25 protein-coding genes are annotated in these 25628 nt (G+C 60.3%); 12 read left to right on the plus strand and 13 right to left on the minus strand.

The window, feature by feature from the left end; genetic code table 11:
- Positions 1-195: 195 nt before the first annotated feature.
- The 4 genes from ASC74_RS03585 to ASC74_RS03600 all read right to left on the minus strand — a co-directional run bounded on the left by ASC74_RS03585 (position 196) and on the right by ASC74_RS03600 (position 6403).
- Positions 196-1884, minus strand: coding sequence for an ATP-dependent DNA ligase (locus ASC74_RS03585; RefSeq protein WP_056739258.1), 1689 nt, complete (start codon positions 1882-1884; stop codon positions 196-198).
- Positions 1881-2915 (minus strand): ligase-associated DNA damage response exonuclease, encoded by a 1035-nt coding sequence (locus ASC74_RS03590; RefSeq protein ID WP_056739260.1) that lies wholly within the window; start codon positions 2913-2915, stop codon positions 1881-1883. The genes ASC74_RS03585 and ASC74_RS03590 overlap by 4 nt, the downstream gene beginning before the upstream one ends.
- 183 nt (positions 2916-3098) lie before the next feature.
- A complete protein-coding gene (locus ASC74_RS03595; RefSeq protein ID WP_056739262.1) occupies positions 3099-5549 on the minus strand; it encodes a penicillin acylase family protein in 2451 nt (816 codons plus the stop codon).
- 209 nt (positions 5550-5758) lie between these two features.
- Positions 5759-6403: a glutathione S-transferase N-terminal domain-containing protein gene (locus tag ASC74_RS03600; RefSeq protein ID WP_046046250.1), complete on the minus strand. Its 645-nt coding sequence runs from the start codon at positions 6401-6403 to the stop codon at positions 5759-5761.
- Positions 6404-6549: 146 nt separating this feature from the next.
- Between ASC74_RS03600 and ASC74_RS03605 the strand changes: the two genes are divergently transcribed.
- Positions 6550-7101: a cysteine hydrolase family protein gene (locus ASC74_RS03605; protein ID WP_056739264.1), complete on the plus strand. Its 552-nt coding sequence runs from the start codon at positions 6550-6552 to the stop codon at positions 7099-7101.
- Between the two features lie 122 nt (positions 7102-7223).
- On the opposite strand, the gene ASC74_RS03610 is transcribed toward ASC74_RS03605, so the two are convergent.
- Genes ASC74_RS03610 through ASC74_RS03625 form a run of 4 tightly spaced genes read right to left on the minus strand, consistent with a single transcriptional unit; the run spans position 7224 to position 8947 of the window.
- A complete protein-coding gene (locus ASC74_RS03610) occupies positions 7224-7433 on the minus strand; it encodes an SEC-C metal-binding domain-containing protein (RefSeq protein ID WP_007906737.1) in 210 nt (69 codons plus the stop codon).
- A complete protein-coding gene (locus tag ASC74_RS03615; protein ID WP_056739265.1) occupies positions 7430-7924 on the minus strand; it encodes an LEA type 2 family protein in 495 nt (164 codons plus the stop codon). The genes ASC74_RS03610 and ASC74_RS03615 overlap by 4 nt, the downstream gene beginning before the upstream one ends.
- 44 nt (positions 7925-7968) lie before the next feature.
- Positions 7969-8445, minus strand: a complete 477-nt coding sequence (locus ASC74_RS03620) for a YchJ family protein (RefSeq protein WP_056739267.1) — start codon at positions 8443-8445, stop codon at positions 7969-7971.
- 4 nt (positions 8446-8449) lie between these two features.
- On the minus strand, positions 8450-8947 hold the full coding sequence (locus ASC74_RS03625; RefSeq protein WP_056739269.1) for a DUF6231 family protein: 498 nt from the start codon (positions 8945-8947) through the stop codon (positions 8450-8452).
- A gap of 190 nt (positions 8948-9137) precedes the next feature.
- Between ASC74_RS03625 and ASC74_RS03630 the strand changes: the two genes are divergently transcribed.
- From ASC74_RS03630 to ASC74_RS03645, 4 genes are all read left to right on the plus strand, one after another.
- Positions 9138-9833, plus strand: coding sequence for an OmpA family protein (locus ASC74_RS03630; protein WP_056739271.1), 696 nt, complete (start codon positions 9138-9140; stop codon positions 9831-9833).
- Between the two features lie 90 nt (positions 9834-9923).
- Entirely contained in the window at positions 9924-10640 is a 717-nt protein-coding gene (locus ASC74_RS03635) for an OmpA family protein (RefSeq protein ID WP_056739273.1), read from the plus strand.
- 148 nt (positions 10641-10788) lie between these two features.
- Positions 10789-11067 (plus strand): DUF1145 domain-containing protein, encoded by a 279-nt coding sequence (locus ASC74_RS03640; RefSeq protein ID WP_056739275.1) that lies wholly within the window; start codon positions 10789-10791, stop codon positions 11065-11067.
- Entirely contained in the window at positions 11060-11818 is a 759-nt protein-coding gene (locus ASC74_RS03645) for a hypothetical protein (RefSeq protein ID WP_056739277.1), read from the plus strand. The genes ASC74_RS03640 and ASC74_RS03645 overlap by 8 nt, the downstream gene beginning before the upstream one ends.
- Before the next feature lie 119 nt (positions 11819-11937).
- Here the strand turns inward: ASC74_RS03645 and ASC74_RS03650 are convergent, their stop codons facing one another.
- A complete protein-coding gene (locus ASC74_RS03650; protein ID WP_056739279.1) occupies positions 11938-12402 on the minus strand; it encodes a CopD family protein in 465 nt (154 codons plus the stop codon).
- Positions 12403-12501: 99 nt separating this feature from the next.
- Between ASC74_RS03650 and dinG the strand changes: the two genes are divergently transcribed.
- The 5 genes from dinG (at position 12502) to pdxH (ending at position 20446) form a co-directional block, all read left to right on the plus strand.
- Positions 12502-14646, plus strand: coding sequence for an ATP-dependent DNA helicase DinG (gene dinG / locus ASC74_RS03655; protein WP_056739281.1), 2145 nt, complete (start codon positions 12502-12504; stop codon positions 14644-14646).
- A 95-nt stretch (positions 14647-14741) separates the two neighbouring features.
- On the plus strand, positions 14742-17258 hold the full coding sequence (locus ASC74_RS03660) for a beta-galactosidase (RefSeq protein ID WP_056739283.1): 2517 nt from the start codon (positions 14742-14744) through the stop codon (positions 17256-17258).
- A 139-nt stretch (positions 17259-17397) separates the two neighbouring features.
- Positions 17398-18543, plus strand: a complete 1146-nt coding sequence (locus tag ASC74_RS03665; RefSeq protein WP_056739285.1) for a serine hydrolase domain-containing protein — start codon at positions 17398-17400, stop codon at positions 18541-18543.
- Positions 18544-18655: 112 nt separating this feature from the next.
- A complete protein-coding gene (locus tag ASC74_RS03670) occupies positions 18656-19774 on the plus strand; it encodes an OmpA family protein (protein WP_056739287.1) in 1119 nt (372 codons plus the stop codon).
- Between the two features lie 24 nt (positions 19775-19798).
- Positions 19799-20446: a pyridoxamine 5'-phosphate oxidase gene (gene pdxH / locus ASC74_RS03675; protein ID WP_056739289.1), complete on the plus strand. Its 648-nt coding sequence runs from the start codon at positions 19799-19801 to the stop codon at positions 20444-20446.
- 5 nt (positions 20447-20451) lie between these two features.
- Here the strand turns inward: pdxH and ASC74_RS03680 are convergent, their stop codons facing one another.
- Complete coding sequence (locus ASC74_RS03680; protein WP_056739291.1) at positions 20452-20688, minus strand: hypothetical protein; 237 nt, start codon at positions 20686-20688, stop codon at positions 20452-20454.
- 167 nt (positions 20689-20855) lie between these two features.
- On the opposite strand from ASC74_RS03680, the gene ASC74_RS03685 reads away from it, so the two are divergent.
- The gene (locus ASC74_RS03685; protein WP_056739294.1) at positions 20856-21320 is read left to right on the plus strand and encodes a glycine zipper 2TM domain-containing protein; all 465 of its coding nucleotides are present in this window, start codon (positions 20856-20858) and stop codon (positions 21318-21320) included.
- Positions 21321-21386: 66 nt separating this feature from the next.
- Here the strand turns inward: ASC74_RS03685 and ASC74_RS03690 are convergent, their stop codons facing one another.
- The 3 genes from ASC74_RS03690 to nhaA form a co-directional block, all read right to left on the minus strand.
- The gene (locus ASC74_RS03690) at positions 21387-21638 is read right to left on the minus strand and encodes a pyocin S6 family toxin immunity protein (protein ID WP_056739295.1); all 252 of its coding nucleotides are present in this window, start codon (positions 21636-21638) and stop codon (positions 21387-21389) included.
- Positions 21639-21649: 11 nt separating this feature from the next.
- Positions 21650-22840 carry an S-type pyocin domain-containing protein gene (locus ASC74_RS03695; RefSeq protein ID WP_056739298.1) on the minus strand — a complete coding sequence of 397 codons (1191 nt, stop codon included), beginning with the start codon at positions 22838-22840 and terminating at the stop codon, positions 21650-21652.
- Positions 22841-22961: 121 nt separating this feature from the next.
- Positions 22962-24149, minus strand: a complete 1188-nt coding sequence (gene nhaA / locus ASC74_RS03700; protein WP_056739300.1) for a Na+/H+ antiporter NhaA — start codon at positions 24147-24149, stop codon at positions 22962-22964.
- A 239-nt stretch (positions 24150-24388) separates the two neighbouring features.
- Here nhaA and ASC74_RS03705 point away from each other — a divergent pair, with 239 nt between their 5' ends.
- Positions 24389-25483: a PLP-dependent cysteine synthase family protein gene (locus ASC74_RS03705; RefSeq protein WP_056739302.1), complete on the plus strand. Its 1095-nt coding sequence runs from the start codon at positions 24389-24391 to the stop codon at positions 25481-25483.
- Positions 25484-25628: the final 145 nt, after the last annotated feature.

Raw genomic sequence — 25628 nt, forward strand, 5'->3', positions numbered from 1 at the left:
AAAAGGTGATTCAAGAAATGGCAAGGAGGGATTTGTGCACGAAAACGGGCGTCGGAAAATAGCTGCACTAACTTGATCCAGAATGGCGCAGATCCATGTGGGAGTGAGCCTGCTCGCGATAGCGGAGTGTCAGGCAGTAAAGTGTTTCCTGATACACCGCTATCGCGAGCAGGCTCGCTCCCACAGGGAACTTGATTAGCCCAGTAAGTCCTGCAGAGTTGCGAGATTGTCAGCTTCTTCGACCGACTTATCCTGCCGCCAGCGCAACATCCTCGGAAACCGCACCGCAATCCCGCTCTTGTGTCGCCTGGACAGGGCGATACCCTCAAATCCGAGTTCAAACACCAGACTTGGCGTGACGCTGCTCACCGGCCCGAATGTCTCTACGGTGGTCTTGCGCACGATGCTGTCGACCTGGCGCATTTCTTCGTCGGTCAGCCCTGAATAGGCCTTGGCGAACGGCACCAGTGCGCGTTCGCTCGCGTCAGGCGGCCCGTCCCACACGGCAAAGGTGTAATCGCTGAAGAGACTGGCGCGGCGACCATGGCCGCGTTGCGCATAAATCAGCACCGCGTCGACGCTGAACGGGTCGACTTTCCATTTCCACCAGACGCCCATGTCCTTGGTCCGCCCGACGCCATATAACGCATCCCGGGCCTTGAGCATCATGCCTTCGACACCGAGCTTGCGGGAGGCTTGCCGTTGTCGGGCGAGGTCGAACCAGTCTTCGCCGGTGAGCACCGGTGAGGCGAGTAACACCGGGTTGTTACAGCGGCTGACGACGTGCTCCAGTTGAGTGCGACGCTTGGCCTGAGGCTGGTTGCGCCAGTCTTCACCCTGCCATTCCAGCAGGTCGTAGGCGAGGATCACCACCGGCACTTCTTCGAGGATTTTTTTGTCCAGGGTTTTACGGCCGATCCGCTGTTGCAGCAGCGCGAAAGGCTTTACTGCGGGCGAAACCGGGGAATGAGGGTTGAAGGCATCCTCGGTGGTGGGTTGTCCGGTTTTCCAAGCGACGATTTCACCGTCGATCACCGTACCCTCGGGCAAGCAGTGAACCAGACTGTCGAGTTCGGGGAAGCGCTCGGTGACCAGCTCTTCACCTCGCGACCAGATCCACAGTCGCCCGTCGCGTTTGACCACCTGGGCGCGGATGCCATCCCACTTCCATTCCACTTGCCAATCGCTGGCCGGGCCGAGCAGAGCTTCGAATTGTTCAACGGGTTGTGATAGCGCGTGAGCCAGGAAAAACGGATAGGGCTGACCGCCCCGTTGGGCATGTTCGTCAGACGACTCGGCGGCGATCAACTTCAAATAACCGGGCGCACTCGGGCGGTTGGACAGGTCGGTGTAACCCACCAGTCGCTGGGCGACGCGTTTGCTGTCGAGCCCGGCCATGGCCGCCAAGGCGCGGGTGACCAGCAACTTGGAGACCCCGACGCGGAAGCTGCCGGTGATCAGTTTGATGCAGAGCATCAGGCTCTGGCGGTCCAGTTGCGACCACAGGGCAGGCAGTCGCTCGGCGAGGACTTGCGGGGTTTCACCGCGCAGCGGCAGCAGTTTGTGTTCAATCCAGACGGCCAATCCATCGCTGGAGCTGTGAAGCGCTTCGGGCAGCACCAGCGAAATGGTTTCCGCCAGATCGCCGACCGCCTGATAACTCTCTTCGAACAGCCACGGCGCGAGGCCGGAGATCTCCACCGCCAACTCTCGCAGGATGCGCACCGGCACCAGTTGCCGAGGCCGTCCGCCGGACAAAAAGTAAACAGCCCATGCGGCATCTTCCGGCGCGGCCTCGGCGAAGTAGTGTTGCATCGCCGCCAGTTTGGCGTTGCTCGATGTTGTGGCATCGAGCTCGGCGTACAACTCGGCGAACGCCTTCATGCCAGCACCTCGGCGCTCTCGGGTTCGACGGCTGCGTTTTCTTCCTCATCGTCGCCGTACTCGGTGCTGAAACTCATGGCATCGAGACCCTGTTCGCGCAGATGGCGCACCAGTACCCCGACCGAACCGTGGGTCACCATCACCCGCTCAGCACCGGTCTGTTCGATGGCCCAGAGCAGGCCCGGCCAGTCGGCGTGGTCAGACAGTACGAAACCACGATCCACGCCACGTCGCCGCCGCGTGCCACGCAAACGCATCCAGCCGCTGGCGAAACCATCGCTGTAGTCACCGAAGCGACGCATCCAGGTGCTGCCGCCAGCCGAAGGCGGGGCCAGGACCAACGCCTTGCGCATCATGGGGTCGCTCTTTTTTACCTCACCGGCATAGATCGTTGGCGGTAAATAAATACCACCTTCGCGATAAACCTGATTGAGCGGTTCAACGGCGCCATGCACCAGAATGGGGCCGATGCTGGCATTGATACCGTGGAGAATTCGCTGCGCCTTGCCGAACGCATAGCAGAATAAAACGCTGGTTTTGTTGGCGGCGGCGTTGGCTTGCCACCACTGATTGATCTCGGCAAAGACGTGCGCCTGGGGCTGCCAGCGATAAATCGGCAGGCCGAAGGTCGATTCAGTGATGAAGGTATCGCAGCGCACGGGTTCGAACGGTGCGCAAGTGCCGTCAGGCTCTATCTTGTAGTCGCCCGAGGCGACCCAGACTTCGCCGCCGTATTCCAGACGCACCTGTGCCGAGCCGAGGACATGGCCGGCGGGGTGAAAACTCAAGGTGACGCCATGGTGGGTCAGGGGGTGACCGTAGGGCAGGGTTTGCAGGTTGATGTCCTGGCCCAATCGCGCACGCAAAATCCCCTCGCCGGGAGCGGCCGCCAGATAATGCCGGTTGCCGGTGCGGGCATGGTCGCCGTGAGCGTGGGTGATGATTGAACGTTCGACCGGTCGCCACGGGTCGATGTAGAAATCCCCGGCCGGGCAGTACAAACCTTCAGGGCGCGCGATAACAAGATCCATGTTGTTACCAAAATAGAGGGACTTGTTAGCTATGAGGTTTGCGCGAGACGAGAAGTTCTATTTATTTTTTCAGAGATCAGAAGCAAAAGATCGCAGCCTCGTTTCACTCGACAGCTCCTACGAAATGCGTATCCCCTGTAGGAGCTGTCGAGTGAAACGAGGCTGCGATCTTTTGATCTTGCCTTACTTGCCAGGTGTAAGAGTCAATCGCGTTTTCCCATACACCTTGTCAAAGTTCTGCGGCTGCATCGGCAGACTCATGTATTGCCCCTTCAGCCACGGATCAATGCTGTCGAGGTAGTTCGGACTCGCCGGATTACCGGATTGCCCCGTACCGTTCTGCCCCATCAGCGGTTCGGCCTGGCCGAAGTCGACGATAAAGCGCATGGCTGGCGCCAGGGTGGTGTTGAAATCCTGACCCCAGGCGAATGCGGCAGTATTCAGCGTGGTGTGGTCGCCGCCGGCTGCAAGCGGACCGCGCACCGTCTGGCCACTGGCGTTTTTCCATTCGTAGCGGTGCAGTTTGCCCCACTGCCAGGCTTTGTGATCGCCGCCCAACTGACTGTCGCCCGCGCTGATCGCGGCTGCCAGGCTGCGGGCGAGGATCGCCGGTTTATCTTCTTTCTGCGGCGTGCGAGCGTCATCCCAGAAGGGACTGTCCTCACGCCCCAGCAGGTGATCGGCCTGGGCGGCGTAGGACAACTTGCCGTTGGCGATAAAGGCTTTCCACGTCGGGCTGCTTTCCGGGCCCAGTTCGTCGAGGAATATTTGCTGGGTGCTTTGCTGGAGGAACAACTCGTAAATCGCTGCATCAGCGGAGGTCGGGCTGAGTTTGCCGTCGAAGGCCATCAGGCGGGTATACGCCTCGCGAGCCTTGCCACGATCCGCCACAGGCAATGCTTCAATGGCCTGCTTGAGCGGTTGGGCCATGCCCGGCGCTTCAAACATCTTCTTCAGCTTGGCAGCGAAGGTCGTGGTCTGATCGTATTGCATGGCGATCAGGCTGCGTGTGTCGTGTTTACCCACGCCCGCCAGTTCGGCCAGGCGTTCGCCGCGCTCCGGCGCCGACCATGAATTGGACAATTGCATGCCATAGCCATGGGGAATGACGCGCTGGTTGGCAGTGCCGAGCCAGCCTTGGGCCGGATCCTGGTCATAGGGATGGAGCATCGGGTCGGCGTAACCGTCCCAATCGTAACGACCTTCCCAGCCCGGCGACGGCAGCAAGCCTTCGCCTTCGCGACGGTTCGGGTAGCGACCGGTGACTTGCCAACCAATGTTGCTGGCGTCGGCAAATACCAGGTTCAGCGCGATGGCGCGGATTTCGCGGCTGGCGTCCGAGGCTTTCTCGACGGTCTGGGCGCGGGACAGGTCGAAAAACGCGTCCAGGGTCTTGTCATCGGTGAAGTTCGGCGTCTGCAAGGCCAGGCCAAAACCGTTGGCCAGCGTCGTGCCTTGGGCACTGTTAAGCAGCGGGCCATGGCGGGTTTCGTACACCACTTCGCGAATCGGCCGCTGGCCTTTGACGAAGTAGGTTTCGTTGCGCACGATCGCCGGCTGCCATTTGCCGCCCACCTCGTAGGAAAGACCATTGCCCTGGCGTTTGATTTTTTCCAGGAACAGGTCCTGGTTATCACCCATTACCGCGGTCATGCTCCACGCCACTTTGCCGTTGAAACCGCCGAGCACCATCGGCAAACCGGCAATCGTCACACCAGAAGCCTGGTACTTCGGCGCGCGGATCTGCACGTAACTGAACAACGACGGCACGCCCAGGGGGCCATGGCTGTCGCTGGCCAGCAGGCTTTTGCCGCTGCGGCTGCGTTGCGGGCCGATCGCCCAGTTGTTCGACGAGGTGGCGCCCAGCAGATTCAGATCGGACAGTTGGCTCGTGGCTTTACTGATCTCGGCCAGGCCCGGGATTTGCCCGTTGAGCTTGATGCCCTGAAGTTTTTCAGCTTCGGCCAGCGGCAGCTTTTCATCGGGGGCGGACGGCGTCAGCCACGGGAGTTTGTCGGTGCTGACGGTCTGGGCCAGCATCAGCGAGGCAATCTCTTCCGGCAGGTTGGCCGACTGGCTGAAGTTCAGCAGGCAGAAAATCAGCGCCGAATCTTCCGGCTTCCAGTATTCAGGCTTGTAGCCGGTGGCCGCGAGGTCCGCCGGCAGTTTGTCGCGATAGCGGAACAGGTAGGCGTTGACGCCGCGGGCATAGACTTCGAAGAAGCGTTTGAGGCGCGGCGAAGACGCCTTGTACAGCTCGCCGGCGCTTTTCTTCAAATTGACGGCGCGCATGTAGCGGTCAGCGTCGAGCAGGTCCGAACCGGACATCTCCGACAAACGGCCCTGAGCCAACAGGCGCAGGGTGACCATTTGCGTGATGCGGTCGGTGGCGTGGACGTAACCCAGGGTGAACAGCGCGTCGTGGAAGGTGTTGCTTTCGATCAACGGCATGCCCATGGCATTGCGGCGTACCGAAACGTTCTGCGCCAGGCCCTTGAGCGGCTGCACGCCGGTGGTCGGTGGGAGGGTGTCCTGGGTGTTCCAGGTCTGACAACCGGTCAGGCTCAAAACACCGGCCACTGCAGCGGCAACGCCGAACCGGGGAAGAAAATGTGTAAGGGCTGGCGAGGCCATGGCAAAGCTCCTGCGGGGGTAGAGGCGCAATAAAGGCGCTACGTTAGTGAGCAGGAGGTGCCCGCGCAAGCGGGGTATCAGGTTATTTCAGGATTTGTCTGTGGAACGCAAAAGATCGCAGCCTCGTTTCACTCGACAGCTCCTACAGGGAATGCAAAACCGTGTAGGAGCTGTCGAGTGAAACGAGGCTGCGATCTTTTGATCTTCCATCAGGATTTAGGCGGATTGACCTTGGCCACGAGGGCATACGCCTTCACCGTCGCCGGACGGCTCTGGATGTGGTTGAACCAGCGCAGCACGTTGGGGAAGTCTTCCAGGTTCTGGCTCTGCCATTTGTGGGAAACGATCCACGGGTAGATCGCCATGTCGGCAATGCTGTACTCGCTGCCGGCGACGAAGTCTTTATCGGCCAGCTGCTTGTCGAGGACCCCGTAGAGGCGGGCGGTCTCGTCGATGTAGCGCTTGATCGCGTAGGGGATTTTCTCTGGGGCGAACTGGCTGAAGTGATGATTCTGCCCGGCCATCGGCCCCAGGCCGCCCATCTGCCAGAACAACCATTGCAGCGCTTGCTGGCGACCACGCAAGTCTTTGGGCAGGAACTTGCCGGTTTTCTCTGCCAGGTACAACAGAATCGCCCCGGACTCGAACAGTGCCAATGGCTCACCGCCATCGGCCGGTTCGGGATCGACGATGGCCGGAATTTTGTTGTTCGGGGAAATTTTCAGGAATTCGGGTTTGAACTGGTCGTTCTGGCTGATGTTGATCGGGTGAACGTTGTAGGGCAGGCCGGCTTCTTCCAGGAATATCGAGATTTTGTGGCCGTTGGGGGTGGTCCAGTAATACAGGTCGATCATGGAGTACTCCAAATCAAAAGATGTCGTTACTTGCGGACAGCAAACGCCGGCATCAGGTCGTCCTGTTTGCGTTCGAAAGCTTGCCTGTAGGAGGAGGTGATGCTGAAGTGCGGGAAATTCAATGACCCCGCATGAGAAAAACCGGCATGGAGCTCAAAACAAACGCGGCGCTGATCATCATCGATCAACAAAAAGGCATCCTGCATCCCAAACTCGGTCGCCGAAATAATCTTCAGGCCGAGCAGCGAATCCTCGATTTGCTAGGGCATTGGCGTCGAACCGGGCGACCGGTCATTCATGTACAGCACCTGTCCCGTTCACCTGACTCAGTGTTCTGGCCGCAGCAATCGGGGGTGGAATTTCAAGAACGGTTTCAGCCACAGACCGGTGAGCAGCTTATTCAAAAGCAGGTGCCGGATGCGTTTTGTGCGACGGGGCTTGAGAAAAGTTTGCGAGAGGCGGGGATCGATCAGTTGGTCATTGTCGGCGTAGCGACCAATAACTCAGTGGAATCCATGGCACGAACGGCCGGGAATCTGGGGTTTGAAACGTGGGTCGTGGAGGATGCGTGTTTTACCTTCGACAAGGCCGATTATTTTGGCAACGCCCATTCAGCTGAGGAAGTGCATGCGATGTCGTTGGGGAATTTGCATGGTGAATATGCGACGGTCGTGAGCACCGTGCAGATCCTGAATTGAGGGTGACTAACCGTCCGTCTTCGCGAGCAGGCTCGCTCCCACAGGGACTCAGCGGTCCAATGTGGGAGCGAGCTTGCTCGCGATAGCGATTCAACAGGCGAAGAAGATCTCCACCCGAAGCATCAAGCGCCGTGGCACTTCTTGAATTTCTTGCCGTTGCCGCAGGGGCAAGGGTCGTTGCGGCCAACGTCTTTCAAGGCGTTGCGCACCGGTTCCTGGTGGGCGTGGCCGCAGTTCGGGCCGTGGACATGGCCATGGTCGTGATCATGGTGGTCGTGATGGTCATGATCGTGGTTGCAGTCAGGGCCATGGACATGGGGTTGCTGGGTCATCGGTTTTGCTCCGGAATTAAATCGGCGGGGATTATCACGCCATTGCGCGCCAGGTGCACGTAGTGCGCGATGAATAAACCGGTTTCCAGTTCACCTTCCAGACGATAGGGAATCGGCTGGTCGGGTTTTTTCAGCAGTTTCACCAGATCCCGTACCTTGGGCCACAGGTTGGTGCGGATCGGCACTTTGAAGTAGGCACTGCGTTTGGGACCGACGGTGAACCAGTGTTCGTGCTCACCTTCGGTCAGCAGCATGTCGCCCAAGTGAATGCGGTACTCGATCCCCCTTACCGTCAGATCGCTGTCGTTGGGGTTGTCGACGCGAAAGTGCAGCAGGAATCGCTGCTGCATCAGTTTGGCCTGGACCACTTCGACCTTGACCAGATGCACTTGCGGTTCCGGTTCATCGTCGCCGAACCAGGACGCACAGCCGCCGAGCCCCAGAAACAGGAGCAGGGTGAGGGTTTGAAAGACGCGCCGCTGACTGAGCATGGACTGACTCCCTTTCATGCCCAGTCTAGCCTCTCGGGGTTACCTCAACTGCTGAAATAACCCGCACAACACTTCTTGAACTTCTGCCCGCTGGCACAAGGGCACGCATCATTGCGCCCGGCCTTGAGTTGTACGGTGGGGTCGATGAAGTACCAGTGACCGGCGTTCTGCACGAACGACGAGCGTTCGCGGTGGCTGTGTTCACCGCTGCCGTCGTGCCAGCGCGCGGTAAAGGTCACGAAGGCATGTTCCGGCTGACCGCCGAAGACCTCGGAGCTTTCGACTTCAAGGCCCAGCCAGGTGCTTTGGGCGCTCCAGTCGCTGATGGACTGTCGATCAAGGCCTGCCTGTTGTGCGGGCAGGGTGGTCGCCACCAGATAATCGATCAGCCCCAGTACGTAGGCGCTGTAGCGCGAACGCATCAAGGCTTCGGCACACGGCGGCGGATGACCGGCATGGTAATGGCCGCAGCAGGCATCCAGCAGGGTGCCGCTGCCGCAGGGGCAAATGGATGTACTCATTGCGTTACCACCAATATTTCCCGAAGTTTTCCGGATTGGCCCAGAACCGTGAGTTGAGCCAGTCGGGGACTTGTTTGTAGTCAAGCAGATCATAGGTGAACAGGGTCAGCACTTGATCGTCGCGCTGGAAGCGTTCGCTGGCTTGCAGGGCCAGGGAGAAAAAATCGGTTTCCTGCCAGCCGCTGGCCGGCAAGTCCGCCAGCACCGCAATGCGACTGGCGTTGAGGTTACGCACCCCGCCAAGCAGGTTCAGGCCATCGCGTTTGGGCAAGTGTTCGAGGCAATCGACCACCAGCGCCAGGTCAAACCGGCGCGCCGCCAGTTCAGCAGGCAACGGTCCAGGTGCCGCATGGGCCACAGAAGTGTCCGGGTGCGCCAGCTTGAAGGCCTCAAGCGCAGGGAATTCGCTGGCGCCAATCAGCAACAGGCGCGCGGGGGCGTAACGATCAAGCAAAGCGGCCAACGCCTGCTGGGGCGTGCGCGAAGAAATACCTGCAATCATCGAAGATCCTCAATCAGAGCTGCCAAGACTAGCCTGCTCAAAGGGCCGGGCCTAGAGCTGGTTTGTCGCAAAAGCGCCGATGTGCCGTGAACACGGGATAAAACTGCAATGGCCTATTGCTGGCGGAGATTAAAACTCGGGTCTTTACTACCTGAATCGGTTCTAAGCCGATCCCTCAGGAGAAAACTAGATGAGCATAGTTCGGACAGCATTACCCTTGGTTCTGCTAACCAGTGTGTTGACTGGTTGCGCAGGTTTGCAGAAAACCGACTGGCCGACCTGTGCGGCGGTCGGTGGTGTCGTGGGTGCAGGTCTCGGCGCGACCGAGAGCTCGGCATGGGCGGGGTATGGCGCGCTGCTCGTCGGCGGCACGGCTGCGGCCTATTGCTGGGTTCACGGTGATGGCGACGAAGACGGCGATGGCGTGCCGGATAGCCGCGACAAGTGCCCGGGAACACCTAGAGGCGTGCGCGTCGATGCCGATGGTTGCCCTCCACCGGTGCCTGCGCCAGTGGTCGAAGAAGCGGCCGTGGTTAAAGAAGAAGTCATTGTCATTCGCGATGTTCACTTCCAGTTCGACAAGGCCACACTGACCCCTGCCGACAAATTGGTACTCGATAAAATCGCCACTCGCTTGAAAGGGGAAGCGTCTAACGCCCAACTGACTGTAACCGGTCACACCGACAGTGTTGGCAGCGATACCTATAACCAGAAACTGTCGGATCGTCGTGCGCACTCGGTGGTTGAATACCTGATTTCCCAAGGCGTACCCCGCAGCGAATTCGTGTCTGTTACCGGTGCCGGTGAAAGCCAGCCGGTTGCCGATAACAAAACCGCTGACGGCCGCGCGATGAACCGTCGCACGGAAATCAAAATCAACCGCTAAACCCCTCGTACTCCGCGGCTTGTGCAGTCGCGGATGCGGGTCTTTACTCCTGTGTGACCGGCATTGGCCGGTAACACAGGAGCTTTCACCATGAGTGTTTTCACACGGACCGTCTTGCCGGTTGTGCTGCTGGGCAGCCTGTTGACCGGTTGCGCTACTCACAGCGATGGCACCGCCCCCCTCAATCAACGAACCTGGCCAATCTGCAGCGTTATCGGCGGCCTGGTCGGTGGCGGTCTGGGCGCTCTCGAAAGTGGCGGTTGGGCGGCCGGTGGGGCGGCGCTCGGTATCTTGACCGGTGGCTTGATCTGTTACGCCCAGGATGGCGACGAAGACGACGATGGTGTCTTCGATCGACGCGATCGCTGCCCAGATACGCCGGCCAATACCCCCGTCGAACATCATGGCTGCCCATTGCCGCAGTACCCGGCCAGCGTGAAACCTGAACCTGTGCAATCGGAGGTCATCACCCTGAGCGACGCGGGCGACGTACTGTTTGCCTTCAACCAATCCGACCTGACCCCAGCCGCGCAGAGCAAGCTGGATTCGCTGTTGCCCAAACTGCAAAGCGCCGATGTGGTGAGCATCAAGGTGATCGGTCATACCGACAGCGTCGGCTCGGACACCTATAACCAGGCACTCTCGGAACGTCGCGCCAGTAGCGTGGCGGCCTACCTGTTGAGTCAGGGCGTGGCGCCGAACAAGCTCACCAGCGAGGGCAAGGGCCAAAGTCAGCCGGTGGCCGATAACGAAACGGAAGAAGGACGGGCGAAAAACCGTCGGGTGGAGTTGCACATCAATCGCTGAGCCCCGGAATAGAGCCGTCGGACCACAATTGAAGTCGGTCCGGCGGCCATTCGGCGGCCTTCATGAAGAATTTTCCGTTGCCCTCTGGCTTATCCCGCGTGGAAGCCGGTACTGTGCGCGCAAAGAATAATTCTTAACGGGGGAGCGTATGAACGTGTTTTGGGGGCTGGGGAAGTTGTTGACCCTGATGTTCTGGCTGGTGGTGCTGGTCAACCAGCTCACGCCGTTCGTCAATCCTCTGCATCTGCTGGTCGATCTGGCCGGCGGCCTGCTGGCATGCCTTCATCTTCTTGAGGCGGTGTTCTGTTTCCGCAGCCTCAGAGGTCGCGCTCACCCTTGGCTTGATCGCCTGAAGATCCTCTTTTTCGGCGTTTATCACCTGCAAACCATCCCGGCTCCGACCGCGTCTAAGGCTTCCCATGCGTAAACTCTGTCTGCTCGCTGCACTCATCAGCCCGTTGGCCTGCGCCCAGGTGGTGAGCGTCGAAACCAACTCGCTGATGCGTTTACCCAACACCGCCAGCACCTTGCAGCTGGAACGCCTGGAAGTGGCCGACTACGGCACGCTGTTGATTCCCTCGAATGTGACCGAGGTGTCCGTCGGTGAATTGCGTCTGGGTCGTGAAGCGCGGATCGCCATCGTACCCGGCGAACAGCCACTTGAGCTGAAGGTCAGTCGTGCGCAGTTGTCGGAAGGCAGCCAGATCACGGCTCGCGGCGCGCCGGGGACGTATCTCAAGGCCGCCCGCTCCGGGCGTAACCTGAACTTGCAGATCAAGGCACTGAGTGCGCCACAATTGTTGGTGGACGCTCGCGGCGGCGCGGGCGCACCGGGTTTCGTCGGTCTCGATGGGGCCAACGGTCAGGCACCGGGTTGTACCTGGGGCCAGGCCGGCCGTGGTGCCGATGGCAGTGATGGTAGTGACGGTCAGCCGGGCGCGCCGGGTGCACTGGTTCGTCTGGAAGTGCCGCGCGATTACCCGGCGGAACTGATCAAGGTTCAGGTGGCCGGCGGTGACGGTGGTGTGGCCGGGCCTGGCGGTAAACCGGGCGCGGGTGGCAAGGCCAAGGGCTGCTTCGTCTACAAAGCGGATGGCGGCAAGAACGGCAAACCGGGTGTTGATGGTCAGCCGGGGCCTGCGGGTGCGGCGGGTTCGGTGACCGTTCAACGGTTGTAACCCCTGACCGATCGTTCCCACGCTCTGCGTGGGAATGCCTCAAGGAGCGCTCCGCGTCCAGTGACGCGGAGCGTCACGGGCTGCATTCCCACGCAGAGAGTGGGAATGATCATGAAGCCCTAGAACATTGGCCGAGCCGCAGCAATCGCCACCAGCACCAACCCGACAATCAGATTAATCCCCACCAGCTTGCGAATTTTCCCAAGCGTCGCAGCCCCGGTCGGCCAGTCCTGCGCCGCCACCGCCGTGCGCAACTCCGGCAACAACAACGCCTGAATCCGGATAAACAGCGCCGTCATCACCACGTACAACCCCATCATCACCTGCACATACCGCGGCGCCGCTTCAAAACCGCTGTACTGCAAATGAATCATGCCCACACCGCTGACCGGCAATAGCACCACCGCGACCCAGACCCAGCGGAAAAAACCTTGAAACACTTCTACCCACAGCTTCAAACGGGCAGGGCCCTCCAGAGCCTTCATCGCCGCGGGCCGCAAGACCATCCACGCGAAAAACATGCCGCCAACCCACACCAGGGCGGACAGGACATGCAGGGTGTAAACGATGCCAAAAGGTGTCATTGGGGTACTCCGTTCTGCGCGGGATTAATTAGCGGGGTATGATAGCGGCCGAACCGAACCACTGAAAATTTATCCAGCGTTTTTTGCGCCCGACAATCCATGATCAGCACCGAACTCAAAACCACGATCCAGGGCGCCTACTCGCGTTTTCTCGAAGCCAAGAGCCTCAAGCCGCGCTACGGCCAACGCCTGATGATCGCCGAAATTGCCAAGGTCCTCGGTGACATCGACACCGACGACGAAGGCCGGCGCAGTGGCGACCCCGCGATTGTCGCGGTGGAAGCCGGCACCGGTACCGGCAAAACCGTGGCCTACAGCCTGGCCGCCATCCCCACGGCCAAGGCTGCTGGCAAACGCCTGGTAATTGCCACGGCCACCGTGGCCCTGCAAGAGCAGATCGTCTACAAGGATTTGCCCGACCTGATGCGCAACAGCGGGCTGAATTTCAGTTTCGCCCTGGCCAAAGGGCGCGGACGCTACATGTGCCTGTCCAAACTCGACATGTTGCTCCAGGAAGGTCACGCGCAAACCGCCACGTCGCAGCTATTTGAAGAAGAAGGTTTCAAGATCGAGGTCGACGAGGCCAGTCAGAAGCTGTTCACCAGCATGATCGAGAAACTCGCCGGCAATAAGTGGGACGGCGACCGCGACAGTTGGTCGACCGCACTGGAAGATGCCGACTGGGCCCGCCTGACCACCGATCACAGCCAATGCACCAATCGCCATTGCCCGAACTTCGGCCAGTGTGCCTTCTACAAGGCCCGCGAAGGCATGGGCAAGGTCGACGTGATCGTCACCAACCACGACATGGTCCTGGCCGACCTGGCGCTGGGCGGCGGTGCCGTGCTGCCGGACCCGCGCGACACCATCTACGTGTTCGACGAAGGACACCACCTGCCGGACAAGGCCATCGGCCATTTCGCCCATTACACGCGTCTGCGGTCCACCGCCGACTGGCTGGAAACCACCGCCAAGAACCTCACCAAATTGCTGGCCCAGCATCCGCTGCCGGGCGACCTGGGCAAGTTGATCGAGCAGGTGCCGGAGCTGGCGCGGGAAATCAAAACCCAGCAGCAATTCATGTTCAGCGCCTGCGAACAGGTCGCCGACTTCAAACCCGGCGAAGATGTTGAAGGTCGCGAGCGGCCGCGTCATCGCTTTGTCGGCGGGGTAATTCCCGAGCACATGCGCGAAATGGGCGTCGAGCTGAAGAAGGGCTTTGCCCGTCTGACTGACCTGTTCACCCGGCTCACCGAACTGCTCAAGGAAGGCATGGACGGCGAGGTCAACATCGGCATCGCCAGTAACCAGGCCGAAGAGTGGTATCCGCTGTTCGGCAGCCTGTTGTCGCGTTCTTCGGGCAACTGGGAATTGTGGGTCGCGTTCACCGCCGAAGACCCGGAAGACAACCCGCCCATGGCCCGCTGGCTGACCCTGGCCGAAAGCGGTTCGCTGTTCGACATCGAGGTCAACGCCAGCCCGATCCTCGCGGCGGAAATGCTCCGTCGCAATTTGTGGAACGTGGCTTACGGCGCTCTGGTGACCTCGGCGACCCTGACCGCGCTCGGCACCTTCGACCGCTTCCGCATGCGCGCCGGTCTGCCGAAAAAAGCCGTGACCGCTGTGGTCCCAAGTCCCTTCCATCATGCCGACGCTGGCGTGCTGCGAGTGCCGGACCTGAAGGCCGATCCGCGTGATGCGCCGGCCCACACCGCGGCGATCATCCGCGACTTGCCGGCCTTGGTGGAAGGTTCGCGCGGCACCCTGGTGCTGTTCTCCTCGCGCAAACAGATGCAGGACGTGTTCGACGGCCTCGACCGCGACTGGCGCAAGCAAGTGTTCATTCAAGGCAACCTGTCGAAACAGGAAACCTTGAACAAGCACAAAGCGCGCGTCGATGGTGGCGATTCCAGTGTGTTGTTCGGCCTGGCGAGTTTCGCCGAAGGGGTCGACTTGCCTGGTGCGTACTGCGAGCACGTGGTGATCGCGAAGATTCCATTCTCGGTGCCCGATGATCCGGTCGAAGCGGCCCTGGCCGAGTGGATCGAGGCGCGGGGTGGCAATCCGTTCATGGAAATCTCCGTGCCGGATGCTTCGCTGAAACTGGTCCAGGCCTGCGGTCGCTTGCTGCGCACCGAAGAAGACCGCGGCACCATCACCTTGCTCGATCGACGTCTGGTGACCCAGCGTTATGGCAAAGCGATCCTCAATGCGTTGCCACCCTTCCGTCGTGAAATTTCCTGATACACCGGTGGGCAAATTTGCCCACCGCGTTGTCTATCTCTCTACCATCGCTTTTCCACTGACCATTGTTGGTCGTTAGGGAGAATTTCGTTCTCATGATTCGCCGTTCGTTGCCCGCTGTATTCGCTCTGATGTTCGCAGCCCCTTTGCTGGCGGCTCCTGCCGGCCAACAGACGTTGTTCAACTTTGTGCGCCCCGCCGATGTGGTCCAGGTGGCGACTCAGGACGCCAGCCTGCCGCAATCCAACGCCGAGCAAACGGCCGAAGGCGAGGTGCTGCGTCGGGTGACGTTCAACCCGGTGGCACAACCGACCTTGCGCCTGACCCCGCAGACGGGCGCTTGGGACTGGTCGCAGTCGGGCTTCATGAGTTTGCGGATTCAAAGCGCAATGAACTGGGCCGTGACCCTGTACGTGAAAATCCAGAGCAACGATGGCAAGACGCTGGTCAGCCGCGTCGACTTGCCGGCCGGCCCTGCGCAAACGTTATTGGTGCCGCTGCAGCCCTTTACGCCATTGAGCCTGGGCCTGAAAGCCGGCCCGCCGATGCCGATCACTTTTGAGGGGCAGCGCGTATTGCTGGCCAGCAGCGCCGGTGAGCTGGAGCGCAGCCAGGTGGTGTCGGTGACCTTGTCGATGGATCAGCCGAAAGTCGCGCAAAGCATTCTGCTGGAACGCTTCGGCGTGCAAGACGGCGATGCGGTTACCCAAGCGGCTTTTGGCGGTCTGGTAGACGCTTACGGCCAGTCGACCCGGGCCAAATGGCCAGAGAAAGTCAGCAGCGACGAGCAACTGAAAAATGCCGCCGCCAAGGAACAGCAGCAACTGAAAACCTGGCTGGCCGAGCGCGAGAAGTCGTCCCTGGACAAGTTCGGTGGCTGGAACAAAGGCCCGGCATTCAAGGCCAGCGGCTTTTTCCGCACTGAGAAGCGCGACGGTCGCTGGTACCTGGTGACGCCGGAAGGCCATCCGTTCTATTCGCTCGGAGTCAACACCGTCACCCCGGACGTCGACCAGACCTACGTCGCCGGCCGTGAGTGGATGTTCGAGTCCCTGCCAAAACCCGACGAACCGCTGGCCAGCCACTATGGCGAAGGCGACAACCGTGGTGGCAACGGAGTCGATCAGGGCCGTGGATATAACGCCGGTCGCTGGTACGACTTCTATGGCGCCAACTTGCAGCGCTTGTATGGCGAACCTTGCGCACCAGGCAGCGACACCAAGGCCGGTGTCGCCGAAGCGGCCAAGGCTGACGCGGTTGCGGCAACGGCAACGGTGGAGAAGGCTGCTGAGCAACCTGTCGTTCCTTCGACGGCCGAATCCGGTGTCGCCGAAGCCGCCAAGACCGGTGCCGTTGAAGCGACCGCCGCGAAAGCAGCAGAGCAAACACCTGCCGAACCCTGCAAAGCGGTGGTTGATGAACAGCGTTGGGCCAGCCACACGCTTGATCGCCTGCAAGCCTGGGGCTTCAACACCCTCGGCAACTGGAGCGCCCCGGCGTTGGCCAACGCTGATCGCGTGCCGTACACCTTGCCGCTGTCGATCGTCGGCGATTACGCCAGCATCAGCACCGGCACCGACTGGTGGGGCGGCATGCCCGACCCGTTTGACCCGCGTTTCGCCATGGCCACCGAACGTGCCGTGGCCATTGCCGCGCGCGACCATCGCGACGATCCATGGCTGATCGGTTACTTCGCCGACAATGAACTGGCCTGGGCCGGCCCCGGCGACGACCCGAAAGCCCGCTACGCCTTGGCCTACGGCACCTTGAAAATGACCACCGACGTGCCGGCCAAGCGCGCATTCCTCAAGCAATTGCGGGACAAGTACCGCAATCAGGCGGGCCTTTCCAAAGCCTGGGGCATTGATTTGCCGGCCTGGGAATTGATGGAAGACCCGGGCTTCGTGCCACCGCTGCCAAGCGCCGAACACCCGGAAATTGAAGCCGACTTCAAATACTTCCAAAAGGTTTTCGCCGACACGTACTTCAAGACCCTCTCCGACTCGCTCAAGTGGCACGCGCCGAATCAGCTGTTGCTGGGTGGCCGGTTTGCCATCAGTACCCCGGAAGCGGTTGAGTCCTGCGCCCAATATTGCGACGTGTTGAGCTTCAACATGTACACCCTGCAACCGCAGGACGGGTATGACTTCGCCAAATTGCGCAGCCTGGACAAACCGGTGCTGATCACCGAGTTCAACTTTGGCTCCGCGGATCGCGGCCCGTTCTGGGGCGGCGTGACGCAATTGGCGAAGGAAGAAGACCGTGGGGCCGCTTACGCCAATTTCCTCAAACAGGCGATGAGCGAACCGTCGATCGTCGGCGTGCACTGGTTCCAATACCTTGACCAACCGGTTACCGGTCGTCTGCTGGATGGCGAGAACGGTCACTTCGGGCTGGTGGGCATTACCGATCTGCCGTTCCAGGGCTTCGTCGACAGCGTGCGCAAGAGCAATTTGCAGACCGTCGATCAGCTCGGTATAGAGGCCGAGAAGGCCAGCGCCGAAGCTGAAAAAGCCAGCCATGCCGCCGAGGGCGGCCGAAAAGGCGACGCCGGCAAAGGCCCGGGGCAGGGCGCTGGTCATGCGGGTGGGCATTCCGGCAATGGCCACTGAGTGCTGACAAGTACGTAAGATTTACTGAGTGTTTCACTCGGGCGGGATGGCGACCGCCCGGCCCGGCCCTGTTCCCAAAACCTTCAATGGCTGGAACAATGCGGCCACTTTGTAGAACGTTTATCCAGAGGAGTTGCGGGTGCAGATTCAGGGTTTTTACGAGCTGAAGTTCGAAGCGGTGCGTGAGGCTTTCGCGGCGCTGTTCGACGATCCTCAGGAACGTGGCGCAGCGTTGTGCATCCAGATCGGCGGTGAAACCGTGGTCGACCTTTGGGCCGGCACCGCTGACAAGGACGGCACCGAAGCCTGGCACAGCGACACCATCGCCAACCTGTTTTCCTGCACCAAGACCTTTACCGCCGTGACCGCCCTGCAACTGGTGGCCGAAGGCAAACTGCAACTGGATGCTCCGGTTGCCCGCTACTGGCCCGAGTTCGCCGCCGCTGGCAAAGAGTCGGTGACCTTGCGTCAATTGCTCTGCCATCAGGCCGGTCTGCCGGCGCTGCGTGAGCTTTTGGCCCCGGAAGCCCTTTACGACTGGCAAACCATGGTTGACGCCCTGGCCGCCGAAGAACCGTGGTGGACGCCGGGCGTTGGTCACGGTTATGCGGCAATCACCTACGGCTGGCTGGTCGGTGAGTTGCTGCGTCGTGCCGACGGTCGTGGGCCGGGTGAGTCCATCGTGGCGCGGGTCGCGAAGCCTTTGGGCCTGGATTTCCACGTCGGCTTGGCGGACCAGGAGTTCCATCGCGTGGCGCACATCGCCCGTGGCAAGGGCAATGTCGGCGATGCCGCGGCTCAGCGCTTGCTGCAAGTGACCATGCGCGAGCCGACGGCCATGACCACGAGGGCGTTCACCAACCCGCCGTCGATCATGACCAGCACCAACAAACCCGAGTGGCGGCGCATGCAGCAGCCGGCCGCCAATGGCCACGGCAATGCCCGCAGCCTGGCCGGGTTCTATGCCGGTCTGCTCGATGGCAGCTTGCTGGAAAGCGAAATGCTCGAAGTACTGACGCGCGAGCACAGCCTCGGTGAGGACAAGACTTTACTGACCCGGACCCGTTTCGGCCTGGGGTGCATGCTCGATCAACCGGACGTCCCCAACGCCACCTACGGCCTCGGCCCTCGTGCGTTCGGTCATCCGGGTGCGGGCGGTTCCACCGGCTTTGCTGACCCGGAACACGATGTGGCCTTCGGCTTTGTGACAAATACCTTGGGACCGTACGTCTTGATGGATCCGCGCGCACAAAAGCTGGTGCGGGCACTGGCCACTTGTCTGTAAAACGCGCTCAGGGGTTCCAAGGCCGGAACCCCAAGGCCTTTATGGTTTCCAAGCGTCTGTTTATCCGGGTCAACCCGGCCTGATTGTTCATTACTTATTTTGTGGATATCCAATGTCTTCCAATAAAACCCTCGCTTTGGCCCTGTGCTTCGCTATTACCGGTTGCGCACAAACTCCACAAAATGACTCGGATGGCAGCAGCTGGTGGCCGTTCGGTTCCTCCGACAAAGTCGCCGCTAAAGGTCCGGCTCCGACCCCAGCTCCGGCACCTTTGAAGCCTGCCGCGACCGCTCCGGTGGCCAAGGCTGAAAGCTCCAACCCTTGGTACTGGCCATTCGGTTCCGATGAAGTTCTCGACAAGAAGCCTGAGGTGAAAGCTGAAGCCAAGCCTGAAGCCAAACCGGTCGAGGTGGCCAAGGCCAAGGCCGATGCAGGTGGCAATTGGTGGTGGCCGTTCGGCGGCAAAGAGCAAAGCACCGCTAAAGCCGTGCCGATGCCTGATCCTAAAGTTACCCAGGCCTGGCTCGACGACTACGAACCGCGCCTGCGCGAAGCGATCAAGGGCAGCAACCTGCAACTCGAGCGCCGTGAAAACGTATTGGTGGTGACCGCGCCGGTAGAAGGCTCGTTCAACCCTGACCGTCCGGCCATGCTGCTGCCGGTGACCCTCGGCCCGTTCACTCGCGTCGCGAAAATTCTTGAAGTTGATCCGAAAACTTCCGTGCTGATTCTCGGCCACAGTGATACGTCGGGCGCCGCACCGGCCAACGTGAAACTGAGCCAGGAGCGTGCCCAGGCCGTGGCAGCGATTTTCCGCCTCAGCGGTCTGCAGCGTGATCGTCTGATGCTGCGCGGTATGGGTGGCGAAGCCCCGCGTGCTGCCAACGACAGCAATGAAGGCCGTGCCTTGAACCGTCGTGTGGAATTGCTGGTGACCCCGCAAAACACCATGGTCGCGTTGCTGAGCAAGTACAACATGCCGGCCCCGGCGCCAGTGAAGTTGGTCGCTGCCCAGGACGTCAAGCCAGTGGTCAAGCCGGTCACCCCGGCACCAGCCGCGAAGAAAGCCGATGTGCCTGCTGCGAAAAAGGCCCCGGCCAAGAAAGCCGCCGCCAAGAAGGCTCCGGCTAAAACCGCGACCCCGGCGAAAAAGACTGCTCCGGCCAAAGCCGCTGCCGACTCGAAAAAAGTCACCGCCGCTGCTGCCGACGCCGACGCCACAAAAAAGTAATTCGTTAACCAAAAGGAATGCGCCATGACCCAGGGCCTGGCTGATATGCGTCGCGACTACACCCGTGATGGCCTGACCGAGGCGCAAGCCCCGGCCGAGCCGTTCGCGCTGTTCCATCAGTGGTTCGCCGACGCGGTGAAAACCGAGCAGGCGCCGGTGGAAGCCAATGCCATGACCCTGGCCACCGTCGATCAGGACGGTCGGCCGCATTGCCGCATTCTGCTGCTCAAGGGGCTGGACGAGCAGGGCTTTACCTTCTTCACCAACTACGACAGTGCCAAGGGCCAGCATCTGGCCGCGAACCCGTTCGCGGCCATGACCTTTTTCTGGCCGGCCCTGGAGCGCCAGGTGCGCATCGAAGGGCGGGTGATGAAGGTTACGCCTGAAGAGTCCGACGCCTACTTCCAGGTCCGTCCACTGGGCAGTCGCCTCGGTGCCTGGGCTTCGCCCCAGAGCCAGGTGATCACCGATCGTGCCGAACTGGAAGCGCTGCTCAAGAACACCGAGCAACGTTTCAGCGACACGCAACCTCATTGCCCTGAGCATTGGGGCGGTTATCGTTTGTTACCGGAGCGCATCGAGTTCTGGCAGGGCCGTTCGAGCCGCCTGCACGATCGCCTCAACTACCGTTTGCAGGGCGCCGACTGGATTCTTGAACGTCTGGCACCTTAAGCCGTCTACCGATCGGGATAGCCTGCCGCAGCGGCTTCAAGCCACTGCGGCAGGTCTCGGCGCTTGATCTTCTGCGCTTGAGCGTTCGCCAGTTGCTGGAGCATGAACGCCTTTTTCTGCTCGTCTTTACCCGCCAGTGCCAACGCCAGATCGCGGTCCATCCAGCGTTTGATCCGCACGTATAGCCACCAGTGGAAATACAATCCGGCAACGGTAGTGGCGACAATGATGAAGTAATCCATGACAATCCTTGGGCAGCGGCGCAGATTCCGGAATTTGCCGCTACTGTGTGTTGAGTTCGTGGAGGGGCCTGTACCGGGCCTGAATCAAACCAATTTTATCCGGGCGAGACCGTGACAGGCGTCAAGCTGCGGAGTTTAATGAATACTTGTCCTTTGGAGTTGATGCTATGCGTAAGTCTGTTCTGCTGGTTGCTTCCTTTTCCACGATGGCGATGTTGCTCACTGGCTGCCAATCGAGCCTGACCGGTGACTCCTACTCCCGTGACGAAGCGCGTCGCGTGCAGACCGTTCGCATGGGCACCATCGAATCCCTGCGCCCGGTCAAAATCGAAGGCACCAAAACCCCGATCGGCGGCGCAGCTGGTGCCGTCGTGGGCGGTGTCGGCGGTAGCGCCATCGGTGGCGGTCGTGGCAGCATCGTTGCTGCAGTTATCGGCGCAGTCGCCGGTGGCCTGGCAGGTTCTGCAGCCGAAGAAGGCCTGACCCGCACCCAGGGCGTGGAAATCACCGTGCGCGAAGACGACGGCAGCATGCGCGCCTACGTGCAACAGGTTCAGGAGAATGAAGTGTTCCGTGTTGGCGAGCGGGTGCGGATTGCTACTGTTGATGGGACTAGCCGCGTTTCGCACTAAGCGGGAATACGGGTAAAAGAAAACCCCGATCAGGTGACTGGTCGGGGTTTTGTTTGTTCAGGATTGTCACGACGCGGCGCGGGGACCTATAAAATATTCCAGCCCCTCGGGGAAGTCGACTTTTAGTAGCTCTGCAACCTGTAGGATTTGAGTAGATGTTAGCTCCAGCTCTCCAGGCTCTATTTCTTCCAGTTTTTTTGACTCGGTCAATTGAGCCAATGCCTGGTTCAATTCATAGTCTTTGATGGTCAATTGGAACTGCAATGAATCATCTTGTTTTTCATCAGGGTAAAAACCGGTGATGGACAGATAGCGCATAATTTTTCTCTTCAGTTTCTTGAGGTTCTTCTACCAGGCTTTGCCTTTTTAGTTCGCTCGCCGGTTACGTGATTGAATTCGCCCAAATGCACTCCTAATTTATCGTAAAGCTCTACAGCACCGCTTTTGGAGTCCCACTCGTATATACGGCCTCTGCGGTCTAGCCATCGGGCTCGTTTTTTACCTCCACCTTGAACTGAAACTTTCGGTTTTACGGGGAATGCATCAGGGAAGCCTGGGAGGGTTTCCGGATCATCGTAGTACTTATGATCCCCCGGCATGCTCATCACTACATAAACCGGCTTCACCAACGACCCCGCCGGAAACACAAGAATGAAATCCTTGTACTCAGGCGGGTAAACCGGATTCACAATGATGCTATCCGCCGCTTTCGTCGGCGGATAAACCCAAATATGCGGCGCTTGCGGTGCTGCTTCCAAAGCTGGAATACCGAGGATGTCGGAACCATCCACAGCCGGTGTCCAGATCAGCTCAACACCATCCCCCAGATCCGCCACCTGCTGACTGCCACGCAATGTGAATTGCACGACATCAACCATTTCCCAATCACGGTTCTTGCCGGTGTAGAAACCATATCCTTTGAGACTACCGTCAGCCTGTTGCTCGACCTGTAGACGAAGACGGGTTCTGGCCTGTTTCAGGGCGCGCAATTGATCTTCGGTATAGAGCGCGCTGTCGCCTAGGCTCGCCGTCCAGAACAGCGCGACCACGCCGGCCAATACGGCGGATCCAGCAGTGCCAAGTGCAGCGGCCGGAGCGGCAAGCGCCGGGGCGTGAAGTGCTAGACGGCCAATGCCAAGCGAAACGGTGCTGCCGCTGATGGTTTCAAGGTTCAGCAGCCCGGCATCGTCTGCCTCGCGAGCGCCGAGCCAGGCGACTTCTCCGTAGTCCTTGAGGCTGTCGGTAGGCACCATTCCCGAAGGATTCGAGTAATCGATGATGGCGTCCGGCAGCTTGCAGGACTTGGCAAAGACGCAGCCTGCGCGAACGGCTTCGTGCTTTCTCGCGACGACCTCACGACTCCGTTCGAAGGCGTCTTGCCTCGCGAGCATGGCGTCGTAAGCGTTTTGTCTGGCGTCCCGCACGGCCAGTTCGGTAGCCGTCATGAAGCGGTGAGTGACGTGATGACCGTCGCCTGACGGAGGGTTCTGAACCCGGGGAATGTCCTTATTACCAGCCACTGATCTTCCTTGCGTTCGAACATCGACAGCCCCCAAAAAAGGGGCTGTGCGACGTTAACGAACGAGGCTGATCGTGGCTGTAGGACGAGTCTTCAATAACTCTAAGAGTTGTCTCTGTTTATCAGGATTGCAGCGCGCTGCTCTTGCGACTCGCCGCCGCCGTCACCGCATAACCAATCAATGCCGCCAATATCGAACCGGTCAAAATCCCCATCCGATCCATCCCTGCGTACTCACTGACACCCGGCTCAAACGCCAGGGAGCCGACAAACAGGCTCATGGTGAAGCCGATCCCGCAGAGAATCGCCACGCCCAATACCTGGCCCCAGTTGGCGCCTTGGGGCAGGGCGGCGATGCCGATTTTCACGGCCAGCCAGGTCAGGCCGAAGACGCCGAGGGTTTTGCCCAGCAGCAGGCCAACCGCGATGCCCATCGGCACGTGGTGGGTGAAGCTTTCGACCGTTACGCCACTCAGGGACAGGCCGGCGTTGGCGAAGGCGAACAGCGGCAGGATGCCGTAGGCCACCCATGGATGCAGGGCGTGTTCGAGGGTCAGCAGCGGCGACGGTTCGGCGTTTTTCGTGCGCAGGGGAATGCAGAAGGCCAGGGTCACACCGGCCAGTGTCGCGTGGACGCCGCTCTTGAGCACGCAAACCCAAAGGATCAGGCCGATGATCATGTACGGCCCGAGCTTGACCACCCCGAGCCGGTTCATCGCGATCAGTGCCACGATGCACGTCGCGGCCAGAGACAGCGAAAGGGTCGAGAGCGTACCCGAGTAGAAGATCGCAATGACGATGATTGCGCCGAGGTCGTCAATGATCGCCAACGTCATCAGGAAAAGCTTCAGCGACACCGGCACCCGCTTACCCAGCAGGGCCAGTACGCCGAGGGCGAAGGCGATGTCGGTGGCCATCGGGATGGCCCAGCCACCCAGTGCTGCCGGGTCTTCGCGGTTCAGAAACCAGTAGACCAACGCCGGAACCACCATGCCGCCAATCGCCGCCGCGCCGGGCAGGACGATTTGCGACGGTTTCGACAGTTGACCGTCAAGGACTTCGCGCTTCACTTCCAGCCCGATCAGCAGGAAGAACAGGGCCATCAGGCCGTCGTTGATCCACAGCAGCGCCGGTTTGGCGATTTGCAACGCGCCGACCTGCGCCACTACCGGAGTGTCCAGAAAGCTGCTGTAAAGCCACGACAGCGGGGAATTGTTGATGATCAAAGCCAGGGCAGCAGCGGCGATCAATAACAGACCGCTGGCAGCTTCCAACTGGAAGAAACGCGTGAAAGTGCTACGCAGAGGCAAGGTCGCTCTCCATCGATGAATTCAAAAGGTGGCACACCCTAACCCGTACCGTTAGTTGTTAAAACAAAAGTTATATTCTTTTTTGTTATATGCCGTTACAACGTGAACGACCGGCAGGGACCTGAGCCTAGCAGTTGTCGGGCGTATTGAACCTCAGCTGTACCTGTGCGTGATGTAGGTTTTTTCCTAAGCTTGTTAGCTGAGCCTTGCAACAAGGCCGACTCAACGAGAAAACCACCATGAGCGACAACCGACAGTGGGCCCGCGAAGCCATCCGGATCATCGAGGCCGACTTCCAGCGCAGCGCCGACACCCACCTGATTCCCTTGCCGCTGCCGGGTTTTCCGGGCATCGAGTTGTATTTCAAGGATGAGTCCAGCCATCCCACCGGCAGCCTGAAACACCGCTTGGCGCGCTCGCTGTTTCTGTATGCGCTGTGTAATGGCTGGCTCAAGCCCGGGGCGCCGGTGATTGAAGCGTCCAGCGGTTCGACGGCGATTTCCGAGGCGTACTTCGCCAGTTTGCTGGGCTTGCCGTTCATTGCGGTGATGCCGGCGACCACCTCCAAGGAGAAGATCGCGCAGATCGCTTTCTACGGCGGCAAGAGTCACTTGGTCGACGATCCGACGCAGATCTACGCCGAATCCGAACGCCTGGCCCGTGAACACGATGGGCATTTCATCGACCAGTTCACCTATGCCGAGCGCGCTACCGACTGGCGGGCGAACAACAACATCGCCGAGTCGATCTTCCAGCAAATGCGCTTCGAACTGCACCCCGAGCCGAGCTGGCTGATCTCCAGCCCCGGCACCGGCGGTACCACCGCGACGCTGGGCCGTTACGTGCGTTACCGCCAGCATTGCACCCGCGTGCTCTGCGCCGATGCCGAGCGCTCGGTGTTCTTCGATTACTACCAGACCGGCGACGCCAGTCTGCGCCTGGATTGCGGTTCGCGGATTGAAGGCATTGGCCGGCCTCGGGTAGAAGCGTCGTTCCTGCCCAAAGTGATCGATGCGATGGTCAAAGTGCCGGACGCGTTGTCTCTGGCGGCCATGCATTACCTGGCGCAGCGTTTGGGACGTCGGGTCGGCGGGTCGAGCGGGACCAATCTGATCGGCGCGTTGATGGCGGCCCAGCAGATGGCGGCGGCGGGGGAGTCGGGGTCAATCGTGGCGATTCTGTGTGATGGCGGCGAGCGCTATGCGACCACCTATTACGATCAGGATTGGCTCAAGGATCAGGGGTATGAATTGAGTGGTTTGATGGATGTGGTGGCGGCAAGTGTCGAGCGCGGTGAGCCGCTGCCGGCCACCGTGCTGCGTGCCAATATCTGAGATTGTTCAAACACTGAAGATCCAATGTGGGAGCGGGCTTGCTCCGGGCGGCGTTCCGACGAATACGGTTTCACATTCAACAGAGATGTTGGCTGATCCACCGCTTTCGTCGGAACGCCGCCCGGAGCAAGCCCGCTCCCACAGG

Source organism: Pseudomonas sp. Root329 (assembly GCF_001424925.1).
Classification (GTDB): domain Bacteria; phylum Pseudomonadota; class Gammaproteobacteria; order Pseudomonadales; family Pseudomonadaceae; genus Aquipseudomonas; species Aquipseudomonas arabinosi.